Source organism: Sphingomonas daechungensis (genome assembly GCF_039543105.1).
GTDB classification, from domain to species: Bacteria; Pseudomonadota; Alphaproteobacteria; order Sphingomonadales; family Sphingomonadaceae; genus Sphingomicrobium; species Sphingomicrobium daechungense.
The window spans coordinates 960198-972685 of the sequence record NZ_BAABJC010000001.1; the positions used below are offsets into that span (position 1 = coordinate 960198).

At 64.3% G+C, this 12488-nt stretch carries 12 protein-coding genes; 8 read left to right on the forward strand and 4 right to left on the reverse strand.

Annotated features, from left to right (window positions below; genetic code table 11):
- Positions 1-22 precede the first annotated feature (22 nt).
- Both obgE and ABD928_RS05010 read left to right on the forward strand, forming a co-directional pair.
- Complete coding sequence (obgE, locus tag ABD928_RS05005; protein WP_345166686.1) at positions 23-1066, forward strand: GTPase ObgE; 1044 nt, start codon at positions 23-25, stop codon at positions 1064-1066.
- Complete coding sequence (locus tag ABD928_RS05010) at positions 1051-1968, forward strand: NAD-dependent epimerase/dehydratase family protein (protein WP_223276328.1); 918 nt, start codon at positions 1051-1053, stop codon at positions 1966-1968. The genes obgE and ABD928_RS05010 overlap by 16 nt, the downstream gene beginning before the upstream one ends.
- Here the strand turns inward: ABD928_RS05010 and ABD928_RS05015 are convergent, their stop codons facing one another.
- On the reverse strand, positions 1969-2928 hold the full coding sequence (locus ABD928_RS05015) for a threonine ammonia-lyase (protein ID WP_345166689.1): 960 nt from the start codon (positions 2926-2928) through the stop codon (positions 1969-1971).
- On the reverse strand, positions 2921-4012 hold the full coding sequence (locus ABD928_RS05020; RefSeq protein WP_345166692.1) for a LacI family DNA-binding transcriptional regulator: 1092 nt from the start codon (positions 4010-4012) through the stop codon (positions 2921-2923). The genes ABD928_RS05015 and ABD928_RS05020 overlap by 8 nt, the downstream gene beginning before the upstream one ends.
- 81 nt (positions 4013-4093) lie before the next feature.
- Here ABD928_RS05020 and ABD928_RS05025 point away from each other — a divergent pair, with 81 nt between their 5' ends.
- The 6 genes from ABD928_RS05025 to ABD928_RS05050 all read left to right on the forward strand — a co-directional run bounded on the left by ABD928_RS05025 (position 4094) and on the right by ABD928_RS05050 (position 10605).
- Positions 4094-4912, forward strand: a complete 819-nt coding sequence (locus ABD928_RS05025; protein WP_345166694.1) for a helix-turn-helix transcriptional regulator — start codon at positions 4094-4096, stop codon at positions 4910-4912.
- Between the two features lie 158 nt (positions 4913-5070).
- The gene (locus ABD928_RS05030) at positions 5071-6240 is read left to right on the forward strand and encodes an acyltransferase family protein (protein WP_345166700.1); all 1170 of its coding nucleotides are present in this window, start codon (positions 5071-5073) and stop codon (positions 6238-6240) included.
- Between the two features lie 75 nt (positions 6241-6315).
- Positions 6316-6879: a DUF1993 domain-containing protein gene (locus ABD928_RS05035; protein WP_345166702.1), complete on the forward strand. Its 564-nt coding sequence runs from the start codon at positions 6316-6318 to the stop codon at positions 6877-6879.
- 245 nt (positions 6880-7124) lie between these two features.
- A complete protein-coding gene (locus tag ABD928_RS05040) occupies positions 7125-7373 on the forward strand; it encodes an acyl carrier protein (RefSeq protein ID WP_187714691.1) in 249 nt (82 codons plus the stop codon).
- Positions 7370-8569, forward strand: coding sequence for a serine palmitoyltransferase (gene spt, locus ABD928_RS05045; protein ID WP_187714692.1), 1200 nt, complete (start codon positions 7370-7372; stop codon positions 8567-8569). Before ABD928_RS05040 ends, spt begins: the two co-directional genes overlap by 4 nt.
- Positions 8570-8619: 50 nt before the next feature.
- Positions 8620-10605 (forward strand): ATP-binding protein, encoded by a 1986-nt coding sequence (locus ABD928_RS05050; protein WP_345166709.1) that lies wholly within the window; start codon positions 8620-8622, stop codon positions 10603-10605.
- Here the strand turns inward: ABD928_RS05050 and ABD928_RS05055 are convergent.
- On the reverse strand, positions 10562-11425 hold the full coding sequence (locus ABD928_RS05055; protein ID WP_187714693.1) for a hypothetical protein: 864 nt from the start codon (positions 11423-11425) through the stop codon (positions 10562-10564). The two genes, ABD928_RS05050 and ABD928_RS05055, sit on opposite strands and share 44 nt — an antisense overlap.
- 1 nt (position 11426) lies before the next feature.
- Entirely contained in the window at positions 11427-12410 is a 984-nt protein-coding gene (locus ABD928_RS05060; protein ID WP_187714694.1) for a diacylglycerol/lipid kinase family protein, read from the reverse strand.
- Positions 12411-12488 lie beyond the last annotated feature (78 nt).

A 12488-nucleotide genomic window follows, 5' to 3' on the forward strand; every position in this document is an offset into this window, starting at 1 on the left:
CAAGCGCGACTAACTCCGCCTCATGCATTTCCTCGACCAGGCGAAGATCTACGTGCGTTCCGGCTCCGGCGGACCTGGGGCCGTCAGCTTTCGCCGCGAGAAGTTCATCGAATTCGGCGGGCCTGACGGCGGCGACGGCGGCAAGGGCGGCGACATCATTTTTGAAGCTGTGCCCGGCCTCAATACGCTGATCGATTTCCGCTACACGCAGCACTTCCGGGCCAAGCGCGGCACGGGCGGCTCCGGATCCAACCGGACCGGCGCGGCGGCTCCCGACCTGGTCATCAAGGTTCCCGTAGGCACGCAACTTCTCGCCGATGACGAGGATCGCACCCTTCTCGCCGACTTGACGGTCGAGGGGGAGCGCTTCGTCCTTCTCGAAGGCGGTATGGGCGGCCGTGGCAATGCCAGCTACAAAAGCTCCACCAATCGCGCGCCTCGCCAGCACCAGCCCGGCATCGAAGGCGAAGAGATGTGGCTGTGGCTCCGCCTGAAGCTCCTCGCGGACGTCGGCCTCGTCGGGCTTCCGAACGCTGGCAAGTCGACCTTCCTCAACAGCGTCACCAATGCGTCGGCGAAAGTCGGCGACTATCCCTTCACCACGCTTCGCCCGCAGCTTGGCGTCGTCCGCCACAAGGGTCGCGAATTCGTGCTCGCCGACATTCCGGGCCTGATCGAAGGCGCGGCGGAGGGCGCCGGTATCGGCGATCGCTTCCTCGGTCACGTCGAGCGCACGGAGGTCCTGCTTCACCTGATCGATGCCGCCGGCGACGATCCCGTCGAAGCGTGGCGCGTGGTTCGCGCCGAGCTCGAAAGTTACGGGGCGGGCCTCGCCAACAAGGCTGAAGTCGTCGCGCTCAGTCGGTCGGACCTCGTCACGGAAGAACGGCTGGCCGAACTCAAAGCCGAGCTGGAAGACGCGACGGGGCAGGTTCCCTTCCCCATCTCCGCCCCGCTCGGCGAGGGCATCGAGCCGCTTCTCGACGCCATCATCCGGAAGCTGGGAACCGAAGTCGAAGCGCGCGAGGAAGAGGCGGCGGAGGGGCGCCCTTGGTCGCCGCTCTAACCCTGGCGATCACGGGCGGCACCGGCTTTGTCGGCCGCCACCTGATCGACCTCGCGGTAGAACGCGGTCACCGGGTTCGGGCGCTTACACGCAAGGCCCAGCCGCCGCGCCACGGCGTTGAGTGGATCGAGGGGAATCTCGAAGACCGCGAAGCCCTTGGACGCCTGGTTATCGACAGCGACGCCGTCATTCACGTCGCCGGCGTGATTAACGCGCCGGACGCCGCGGGTTTCGAAGCCGGGAACGTAACCGGGACACTGGCCATGCTCGCCGCCGCCACCGCCGCGGGCACTCATCGATTCGTCCACGTGTCGTCGCTCGCCGCCCGCGAGCCGCGGCTTTCGCAGTACGGCGCATCCAAGGCCCGCTCGGAGGAACTGGTCGAAGGGTCAGGGCTCGACTGGGTGATCGTCCGGCCACCCGCCGTTTACGGTCCCGGCGACAGGGAGACGCTCGAGCTGTTCAAGATGGCGCGGCGCGGAATCGTCTACATGCCGCCGAAGGGCCGCCTGTCCGTGATCCAGGTCGACGACCTGGCGCGACTGCTCCTCGCCGCATGCGATCCGGACGCTCCCAGCAAGATCATCGTCGAGCCGGACGATGGACGGCCCGGTGGATGGTCGCACATCGAATTCGGCCATGCCTTGGGGCGGGCCGTCGGCGTCAAGACTGGAGTCGTCTCGACCCCGCGCGCCTTGCTCAGCGTGGCGTCAGGCATCGATCGACTATTCCGCCGCGACAAGGCCAAGCTTACCCCGGACCGCGTCGCCTACTTCTGTCATCCTGACTGGGTCGTATCGAGCGATCGGCCCGTGCCTGCCAATTTGTGGCGACCTGAAATCTCGACCGAGAAGGGCCTGGCGGAGACCGCTCGCTGGTACCAGCGGCAGGGTTGGCTGTAGCTAGTCCGAGATGATCTCGGCGAACTTGTCGAGGTCGATGTTGCCGCCCGAAACGACGCAGACGATCGGTCCGTCGCCCGCCTGGCCGGTCAGTGCTGCCGCCAACGCGAGACCGCCAGCCCCCTCCGCAATCGTTCGCGTTTTCTCCGCGATCAGGCGCATCGCCTTCGCGGTCTGGTCGAGCGTGACGACGATCGATCCGTCCGTCACCGGACCCATGCGATCCCACATCCGCTCGGTGACGCTCTTCCCGCCCGCACCGTCGACGAAAGATGCCTCCCAGTCCGCGTATTTCTGTGGCGCCCCTTCCCGCAGCGACAAGGCATAGGGCGCCGCAGTCTCCGGCTCGGCCCCCAGCACAGTCGCGTCCGGACGCAGCGCCTTGATCGCGCTGCCGACCCCGCTGATCAGCCCGCCGCCCCCGATCGCGCAGATGACCGTGCGGACGTCCGGACAGTCCTCGACAATCTCCAGACCCATCGTGCCATGACCGGCGATGAAATCGTGATTGTCGAAGGGGTGGATGAAGGTGCCGTCGAGCCCCGGATAGGAGTGCGATTCTGCAGCCTTCCACGCCTCGTCGTAGGAGACCGGCACGATGGTCGCCCCAAGCGCCCGCATCCTTTCCAGCTTGGTCTGCGGCGCTGTCTCGATGGCCACGACGCTTGCGGGAATGCCGAACGTCCGGGCGGCATAGGCGACTCCCTGCCCCGCATTGCCGGCGCTGATCGTCCACACGCCGCGCGCTCGCTCCGCATCGGATAGCCGGGCAACGGCATTGGCCGCGCCGCGAATCTTGTAAGCGTTGGTCGGCTGCAAATTCTCCAGCATCAGCCAAATCTCGGGCACCTCGCGTCCCAGCTCCAGGCGGACGAGCGGCGTGCGAAGGACGGTGCCGGCGATCCGCTCGCGAGCAGCCTCGATGTCCTCGATCGTGATGGGCCTTACAGGTTCAATCATCCGTCCTCCCCGGCGCCGCCGTGGACTCCCGAATGACGAGCTCGTGAGGCAGCGCTTCGAACGGCGCGTACTCGCCTTCGTGCGGCGGATCGAGAAGCATTCGAACCGCCCGCTCGGCAATGTCCTTGATCGGCTGCCGCACCGTCGTCAGCGGCGGCCACACGATTTCCGACATCGGCGAATCGTCGAAGCCGGTGACCGAGATGTCCCCCGGAATGGTCTTGCGTGCCCGGTGCAGCGCGAACATCGCCCCGGCCGCCATGTCGTCGTTCGCGCAGGCAAGCGCGGTAAAGCTTTTTCCTTGGGCAAGAAGGCTCTCCGCCGCCTCGACCCCGGATTTGAAATTGAAGTCACCGCTCGCCGTCCACGGCTCCCGGCCGAGCCCCGCTGCCTTGAGCGCTTCGACGAACCCCTCATAGCGCAGCGAGGCGGCAAGGTGGTCGTTCGGCCCCTTGATGAATGCAATATCCCGGTGGCCCAGCGAGGCCAGGTACCGCCCCAGCGCGGCGCCGCCGGCACGCTCGTCGATCCCCGCCGAGGACACCACTCCCCGTCCCCTTTTGCCAGCGGAAACGGTGGAAACGCGAATGCCGGTGTCCTTCATGGTCGTGAGGAGGTCTACGTCGTCTGAAAACGGCGGCGGCAGCACGATCCCGGCCGGGCGAAGCCTCTGGACGATGGCCGCAATCAGGTGGCCGCGGTCCTCACGCATTGGATTGATGGAGCGCGTGACCAGTTCGTACCCGATGGCGGAGCAGGCGCGCATCGCGCCGAGTTCGAGGCCCGAATGATAGTGGCTGTTCGGCTCGCCTTCCCGGCCGTGGGCGTGGATGAGGAGGATCGTCCGATCCACGCCGCTGGCCAGCGCCCTCGCCTGCAGGTTCACCGAGAAGCGCAGCGCCGCAACCGCGTCGCGAACTCTCTCCCGCGTCTCCGGCCGGACGCCGCGCTCATTATTGAGGACGCGCGAGACCGTCACGCGCGCTACACCCGCCGCCTTGGCGACATCGTCGATGGTGGACCTGCGGCCGTTCACCCACGCAGTTAGCCACGCCCCGAGCCCGGCGACAACGTGCACATGCATGCAAAGATTGAATGGCTGCAGCGGCGCGCGAGCCAAGAAATTTGGGTGGACGCCGGATCGGGCCTGTGGTGATCCCCGCCCATGCCTGTTCCGAATGTGCCGCCCAGCGCAATCGCCTCCCTTTCCGAGAAGGAGCTGGAGGTGCTTCACTTGCTGGCGATGGGCCACACGGGAAAGTCGATCGCCACGCGTCTCGATCAGTCCGAAGCCTCGATCAACGAGCGCTTGCGCGATGCTCGCCGCAAGACAGGCGTCAGCAGCAGCCGTGAGCTTGCCCGCATCCTTGCTGCACAAAAAATCTGGGACAAAAATATCGATCTATCCGGCTCGCATCCTCCGACCCAAGACCCGGCGCAGCCCGCCGATCGCGGCCGGGGAATGTCGAAAGGATTGATCATGATCGTGATACCCATCGCTGTTGCCGCCATTGGAATGGCCGTCACCAACTCACCGCAGGCCGAGCCGCGCTCCCAGGTCGTCCAGGCCGCCGCGTCCGAACAGCTCCCTTTAGTCGGAAAGTGGTCGCTGGACGTCTCGCGCCTCCCGCCCGATGAACGCCCCCGCAGCGTCACGCTCGATTTCCGCGTGTCAGCGGATCAGGTATGGACCGGCCGGAGCGAAATCATCGGCCCCGACGGCTCCCGCCAGCACGCCGAGGCGACCGGCCCGGCAGACGGCAACCCTGTCCCGCTCACCGGCAACATGAGCTTCGCCGACCAGGTCTCGATGCGCCAGCCGGCGCCGAACACCCTGGTCCTGACGTTCACCAAAGGCGGCGAGCCCGTCTCGACCCGGGTCTACACGATCGAAGAAGATCGGAAGTCGATGAAGGAAACCATCGTCTGGGCAGGCAACGTCACGCCGCGCACGGTGACCACCTACTTCAGGCGCGTTGGCTAGGATGCATGAGGGGAATCAGCGAATGGACCGTCTTTTTCTTCCCGAGCGCTGATGTCGGATTCCGACCCATCCAGACAGTCCAATCACCCGCGTTGATCGCCCCGCCGTAGTTATGTAACCGGTTACATTCGATTGATTCGGGTGGGGAGAGTTCGGGCGTGGATACTTCGTCAGCAGCGACATCGACGTCGGCCCTCGCGCCGGAAAAGAGCCACTATGTCGTTCTGGACGGACTCCGCGGGGTCGCCTCCCTCCTTGTCGTCGTGTTCCACCTGTTCGAGGCCTACGCCGACAACAATCCGCAGAGGCAGATCATCAACCACGGCTATCTAGCGGTCGACTTCTTCTTCCTGCTGTCCGGCTTCGTCGTCGCCTACGCATACGACAGCCGCTGGGGTGGGATGACCCAATGGGACTTTTACAAGAGGCGTCTGATCCGGCTTCAGCCGATGATCGTGATGGGAAGCCTCATCGGCGCCGCGCTGTTCTGGTTCCAGTATTTCTCGATCTTCCCGAAGGTGGGATCTGCCTCGGTCTGGCAGGTGCTGCTGGTCATGCTGATCGGGTTCACGATGATCCCGCTCCCGAAATCCGCGGACATTCGGGGCTGGGACGAGATGTATCCTCTGAATGGTCCGGCTTGGTCTTTGTTCTACGAATATGTGGCGAATATTCTCTATGCTGTCGGCCTGCGGAAACTCTCCAACCGCGCTCTTGGGATTCTGGTAGCATTGGCCGGCGTAGCGCTGATCTCGCTGGCTGTCTTCGGGAAGCGCGGAGACTTGATCGGCGGCTGGGCGCTGGATGCCGCCGGTATCCAGATCGGATTGTCCCGAGTGATGTTTCCCTTCTTCGTCGGTGTGCTCCTGATGCGGCTCGGCAAACGCATTCACACGAACCACTCATTCCTCATCTGCAGCCTGTTGCTGGTGGCCGCCCTTTCGGTTCCGCGGATCGGCGGGACGGAGGCAATGTGGATGAACGGCGTCTACGAAGTGTTGTGCGTGATGCTGCTGTTCCCGATAATCGTTGTGATCGGTGCCGGTCAGAAAGAGGTCGGTGGCACGTCGGTACGGGTGGCTCGCTTTTTCGGCGACCTGTCCTACCCCCTGTACATCACGCACTATCCCCTCATGTACATTTACACAGGCTGGGTTATCGACAACCAGGTTCCGGCGGCTCAAGGAGCTTTGGTCGGAGCGGGGGTGTTAGTCGCGTGCGTAGCGCTCGCGTACGCGTGCCTCAAATGGTACGACCTGCCCGTTCGCCGGGCCTTGGCCGCTCGCTTCTTGGTTCGTAGCCGCCAGCAGGACGCGGTTTCCGCCTAAGGGACAGGCGTTGCCGGTGACCGGTCCCGCTTTTCACCCATTGCGGACAGGATCAATCGCCTGCCGTCGGAGACATTGATCGAGCTACGGCTAGCACGAGACGTCACTCCACGTCAGAGGTTCACGATGACCTACGCTCATTCAGCTCGGATCGTGTTCGACGATATGCTCGGCGCGCTCGATCGTATTGTTGCCAAGGCCGAAGACGCCGGGATGCCGGATACTGTGCTTGCCGAGCAGCTCACCGAGGACATGTTTCCGCTGGAGCTACAGTTACGCGTCGCGCTGAACCAGGTGCTGCTGGCGCTCAATCAGGTGGGCGGGAAAGCTCTTCCGCTTGAGGAGGAGGAATATCGCTCGCTGGCCGAAGTTCGCGAGCGGATTGCCGCGGTTCGTTCGCTGATCGATCAGGCCGACCCTTCCGAATGGGCAGCACCGGACGCGGTCGTCGACCTGACATTGCCGAACGGCGTTCGTTTCCTGATGTCGTCCGAAGAGAACATCCGCGACTGGATCATGCCGAACTTCTATTTCCACGTGACGATGGCCTACGCCTTGCTGCGGAACGCGGGCGTCCCCTTGGGCAAGATGGATTTCCTGCCGCATATGGCCCGGCACATTGTTCCGGACGCCGAATAGCTAGCGTTCATCCGCCGACCGGACTTTCAGCTGGCAAAGTAGGATTCGGTTTGCTTCGATCGAGCGGTGTTCGGACAATCCTGTCAGTTCGTGGAGCGTAAGCGATCGTGCGATCGGCAGGAGTGTCGGATTTCGACCACGTCAGTGCGAACATTGGGACCATTCGCGCCGCTTTCGGACCCTCCGCCGCCGCAATCGCGCCCGATTGCGTTGCGAAAGCGCGGGCTGCCGCATAGGGGCCATGCATGACCGACCGTGACGAAACCGAAGCCAGGATCCGCGACCTGATCGACCCCTTCAACAAAAAGGGCGTCGCAATCTCCGGCGACACGCGCTTTGCGCAGGACCTCGAATGGGACAGCCTGACCGTGATGGACTTCGTCGCCTCGGTCGAGGACGAGTTCGACATCCTGATCAGCATGAACCGCGCAGCGGAGATCGAGACGGTCGACCAGCTCGTCGATGCCGTCCGCCAGCTTGAGGGCGAGCGTTGAGCGACCTTTTCTCCAAGTTCGACGACCTCATCGCGCTGCGCGAAGGTCTCCTTTCGACTGGCGTCACCGACCCGTTCAACCTGGTGATGGAAAAGGTCGAAAGCCCGACGGTCGCGATCTGCAACGGCAAGCGGACGATCCTGCTTGGCACTTACAATTACATGGGCATGACCTTCGATCCGGACGTCGTCGCCGCCGGCAAGAAGGCGCTCGACGAGTTTGGCTCAGGCACCACCGGCAGCCGCGTGCTCAACGGCACCTACGCCGGCCACCGCGCCGTCGAGGATGCGCTCAAGGATTTCTACGCCATGGACCATGCCATGGTGTTTTCGACGGGATACCAGGCGAACCTCGGCATCATTTCGACGATCGCCGGCAAGGATGACTACATCATCCTCGACATCGACAGCCACGCGTCGATCTACGACGGCTGCGCGATGGGCAATGCGCAGGTTGTCCCCTTCCGCCACAACGACATCGAGGCGCTCGAAAAAAGGCTGAAGCGCGTGCCCGAAGGGGCCGGCAAGCTGGTCGTCCTGGAAGGCGTCTATTCGATGCTGGGCGACATCGCTCCGCTGAAGGAAATGGTCCGGGTCTCCAAGGACAACGGCGCGATGGTCCTCGTCGACGAGGCTCACTCGATGGGCTTCATCGGAGAGCATGGCCGTGGCGTCGCCGAAGCCCAGGGCGTGATGGACGACGTCGATTTCATCATCGGCACCTTCTCCAAGTCGGTCGGCACCGTCGGTGGCTTCTGCGTCTCCAACCATCCAAAGTTCGAGATCCTGCGGCTGGTCTGCCGCCCTTACGTCTTCACCGCCTCGCTTCCACCCTCGGTGGTCGCGACCGCCGCGACCTCGATCCGCAAGCTTATGAATGCCGCCGACAAGCGCGCGCATCTGTGGGAGAATTCGAAGCGGCTGCACGCGGGCCTCCGCCAGCTTGGCTTCACGCTCGGCACCGACGAGCCGCAGTCCGCCATCATCGCCGTCATCATGCCCGACCTCGAAACCGGCGCCGCAATGTGGGAAGCGCTTCTGAAGGAAGGCCTCTACGTCAATCTCGCCCGGCCGCCCGCGACACCTGCCGGAATGACGCTTTTGCGCTGTTCCTTGTGTGCGGAGCACAGCAGTGAGCAGGTTGAAGAGATACTCGGAATGTTCGCTGCGGCGGGCCGTGCGACTGGCTGTATATAATCGTTAACGCGCGGCTTCCGTCGGGATGCAGACAGGTTTAGACTGCTGACATGACGCCCAGTGGGGACGATCTCCAGTTCGACTGGCGACGGGGTGGGGCAGCAGCAGGGGCGCTTCTTGCCACCCTTATCCTGCTCGCCATGGTCACTCTTGTCGCCATGTCCAATGGCGCGCGCGACAGTGCGCTCCAGGGCGAGCGCCACGCTTACGACGTCAACCTGCTGACCCGCGCGGTCGATGCGAGCATCTCCAGAGCCGAAGCTGGACTCGGCCGCTTCGTCCTCGACGAGGAGGTGAAGACCAGCGGCAATATTTATTACAGCCAATGGCGGCTCGCCGGACAGCAGATCTATCAGCTGGAACGCCTCGTCCGGTCAGACCCCGAGCAGCGCCAGCGGGTGATGGAGCTGATGCGGCTATACCAGATCCGCGGCGAGGAATTCGCCCTCGCCGCCCGAGCGACGGTCGCTAAGCAAGGGTCCGGCGGCACCGGCTACTTCTATCAAGCCGCCCAGTCTCCCGTGGGTGTCGACCTCTCGGTCAAGCTCGCGGAGATTGCTGCGGCGGAACGCACGCTGCTTCGCCAGCGGATGGAACAGACCAAGTTCTTCTCGGCGCAGGCCGACCGCCTGACCGACTATTTGAGCTGGCTTGGCGTCATCGTCGGGCTCGGCGCGATCCTCCTTGGCTTTGTCTCTGTCCAGGCCATCCGCCAGTTCGCCTACGCGAAGCGGCTCGCCGAGTCCGAAACGGAGCGCGCGGAACTGCTGGAAGAGCGCGTCACCGAGCGCACTCGCGAGCTCAGCGAGGCCAACGTTGCCCTGAAGGCCGAGATCGAGGAGCGCGAGGCAGCGGAAGCGCAGCTGCGCCAGGTTCAGAAGATGGAAGCGGTCGGTCAGCTGACGGGCGGCATCGCGCACGACTTCAACAACATGCTCGCGGTGGTCGTCGGCGGCATCGACCTTGCCCGCCGGCGTCTCAACGGGCCGCGCCGCGAGGTGCTCAACCATCTCAACAACGCAATGGAGGGCGCGACGCGCGCGGCCGCCCTCACCCGCCGCTTGCTATCCTTCGCCCGGTCGGAGCCGCTACTGCCGGAGCGCGTCGACAGCCGCGAACTTGTGTCGGGAATGTCCGACCTCCTCGACCGCACGCTCGGCGAGCGGATCCATGTCGAGGTCGATCTCGATCCGGACGTCTGGCCGATCTACGTCGACCCGCATCAGCTCGAGAACGCCATCGTCAACCTGGCGGTCAACGCGCGCGATGCGATGAGCGGCGAAGGCCTGATGCGGATTACCGCGAGCAACCAGGCGCTCACAGCCAATGAAGTCGGCGATGTCCGTGCCGGCGATTATGTCCGCATTTCGGTGACCGACACCGGCTGCGGAATGTCAGCCGAGGTCATGGAACGGGCGTTCGAGCCGTTCTTCACCACCAAGCCGGTCGGCAAGGGCACCGGCCTCGGCCTCAGCCAGATCTTCGGCTTCGCCCACCAGTCCGGCGGCGAGGTCGGCATCCAGAGCGAAGAAGGCAAGGGAACCACGGTTTCCATCTATCTTCCACGGACGATCGCCGCAGAGACGCCCGTCCGCCTGCATCCGACCGTCCAGCGTGCGGATAATGAAGCGCATGTGCCCGGCGCACGCATCCTGGTCGTCGAAGACGATCCTCGCGTGCGGTCGTCGACCATCGAGGCGCTGCAGGATCTCGACTACGACCCGGTCGCCTGCAGCAGTGGTGCAGAAGCGATCGAGATCTTCGCGAACCAGCAGTTCGACCTCGTCATTTCGGACGTCATCATGCCCGAGATGACGGGACCCGAGCTGATCAAGCACCTGAAGCAGTCCCACGACGACTTCGCGGTCCTCTTCGTCACCGGCTATTTCGGGGAGGGCGAAACGGGCGACCTCGTCGGTCACGAACTGCTGCGCAAGCCGTTCACGGTCGGCGCGCTTGCGAACGCCGTGGCGATCGCGCTTTCCCGCCGGCCTACCGAACCGCGCCGGACCGGAGGAGCCGCGGCAGCAGGCTGATCGCGGCCAGCAGCGGCCACTTTCGCTGCCACGGCTTGAGCTCGATATCCGTTCCCGCATGCCGATTGATTTTCCAGGCGATATAATCGGCGCCTCCGGCGAAGGTGAAGCTGGCCTTCGCAAGACGCGCGACGGACAGCAGTTTCCCTTCCACCCGTCGACGCGCCCAGCTCGTCGGTCGCGCGAGCAACGCCGGAACTGCGGCAATGGCAGGCTCGCTGAAGCGCTCGTAACGCTCACGATCGGCATCGACGACGGAGCCGCTACGGCCTTTCCGCTCGGCGCGCAGCTCGGCGGAATAGGTGAGCGAGAAGGCACGCCGCCACCATTCCAGCGGGCTCTCGCCATCCACCTGACCGGCCGCCGCGAGCAAGGTCGGGGCCGCGCGGGAGATTGCCGCAATTGCCGCCGACCGCGCCTCGGCATCCGCCGACCACGCCAGCCGCGACGGCTGCGCGAAGCGGGCCCACACCGACACGTTGCGAGTCTCGGGACCGTTCAGCCGATAGAAGTCGCTCTCGCAGAGCACGGCATATTTGGCGACCAAGCCATCATGCTCGAAATAGAAGACGTTGGGCGGGATCATCGCGTTGGCCGGGGCCAGCCACGTCTTGCCGAAAGCTTCGCGGTAGCTGGAGACGATCAGGTAGAAATCGAGCATCAGCCCTTCGAGCTTCTTCTCCCGAAGGCAAGATCCGTAGAAAAGGACCGCGCGGGAGGCCTGTCCGTATTTCGCGGCAATCGCAGCGGCCATGCCGGTGACCTGACTATCGACGGGCGTCGACAGTTCTTCAGCGACGAGATCGCGCAAGGCAGGCATGTCAGGCCGCGAGGCGGACGAACGACAACGGCTGCGCTGAACTCAGGGTGATTGGGCGGCCGACCTTGGTCTGGAACATCTCGCCATCCAGGATGAGGTTCGTGTTCTCGCCCTCGATGCTGATCTCGTCAGCCTCTTCGAAATGCACTCCGCGCAACCGCGCAACGCCGAGCTTGCCGAGCGCATTCGCAACCACGGCCTTGATCAGCGACACCGGGCGCTCTTCGATCGCTACCAGCTTCAGCCGCCCGCCCTGGCCTGAACCGTTGAGCTCAGCGGTGAGCAGCATTTTCTCGAGCGTGGTCACAGCGAAGAATGCGAAGCGGCCCTGGATCGGGTCGTCCGGCCGGATCGACACCTGCATGTGGCTCGGCTCCGGCGGTAGGAAGTTGGCCTTCAGGCGCAGGAACATCCGCGCGAGGAAGGCTACCGCAGTCAGCGCATGGCTAAGGCCGTTGGGCAGACCGAGCGGGTAAATCTTGTCCCGGCAGTACAGCATCGTGTCGGCAAGGCCCGCGCCGCCGAGGAACATGCCGATCACCGGACGCGAAGTCGGATCGCAGCGGAGCGCAATCAGCTCCCGCGCGACGATATGCGGGCTGAGGTCCGACTGGGCGAGTTTCGCCAGCTTTTCGAGCGCCTCGATCGGATCGCCGTGCGAGCCGAGATCAATGGCGATCAGGTTGGTCTTTCCGTTCGGAAGCACGGCGACCGGCGGCGGCTCGTCCTCGAAATGGCCGCCGTTATGGATTTCGGTCAGCGCGGCCTGGACGGTTCCGTCACCGCCATTGATGATCAGCATCTTCGGCCGGACACGGGCGATCGTCCGCATGCCGTCACCGATCTGGTCGGCGTGCTCGACCTCGTAGTGGAAGATGTCCGGATGCTCGGCGCAATACTCCCGGATGCGGGCGAGCTGCGCGATATTGCCTGTCGACTTCGGATTGGACAGGAGGGCGATCCTCGGACGCGATCCCTCAACCATTGCTACACCGTGCGACGAAACGCGATTTACGCATGATTTTCGAGTTCCGTCCGCTATAGCCCTGCCAAGGGCCGCGGC

Excerpts from the sequence above, each read along its gene's own strand:
- obgE (WP_345166686.1), top strand. The coding sequence starts at position 23 with ATGCATTTCCTCGACCAGGCGAAGATCTACGTGCGTTCCGGCTCCGGC.
- ABD928_RS05015 (WP_345166689.1), bottom strand. The coding sequence starts at position 2,928 with ATGATTGAACCTGTAAGGCCCATCACGATCGAGGACATCGAGGCTGCT.
- ABD928_RS05020 (WP_345166692.1), bottom strand. The coding sequence starts at position 4,012 with ATGCATGTGCACGTTGTCGCCGGGCTCGGGGCGTGGCTAACTGCGTGG.
- ABD928_RS05025 (WP_345166694.1), top strand. The coding sequence starts at position 4,094 with ATGCCTGTTCCGAATGTGCCGCCCAGCGCAATCGCCTCCCTTTCCGAG.
- ABD928_RS05040 (WP_187714691.1), top strand. The coding sequence starts at position 7,125 with ATGACCGACCGTGACGAAACCGAAGCCAGGATCCGCGACCTGATCGAC.
- ABD928_RS05050 (WP_345166709.1), top strand. The coding sequence starts at position 8,620 with ATGACGCCCAGTGGGGACGATCTCCAGTTCGACTGGCGACGGGGTGGG.
- ABD928_RS05055 (WP_187714693.1), bottom strand. The coding sequence starts at position 11,425 with ATGCCTGCCTTGCGCGATCTCGTCGCTGAAGAACTGTCGACGCCCGTC.
- ABD928_RS05060 (WP_187714694.1), bottom strand. The coding sequence starts at position 12,410 with ATGGTTGAGGGATCGCGTCCGAGGATCGCCCTCCTGTCCAATCCGAAG.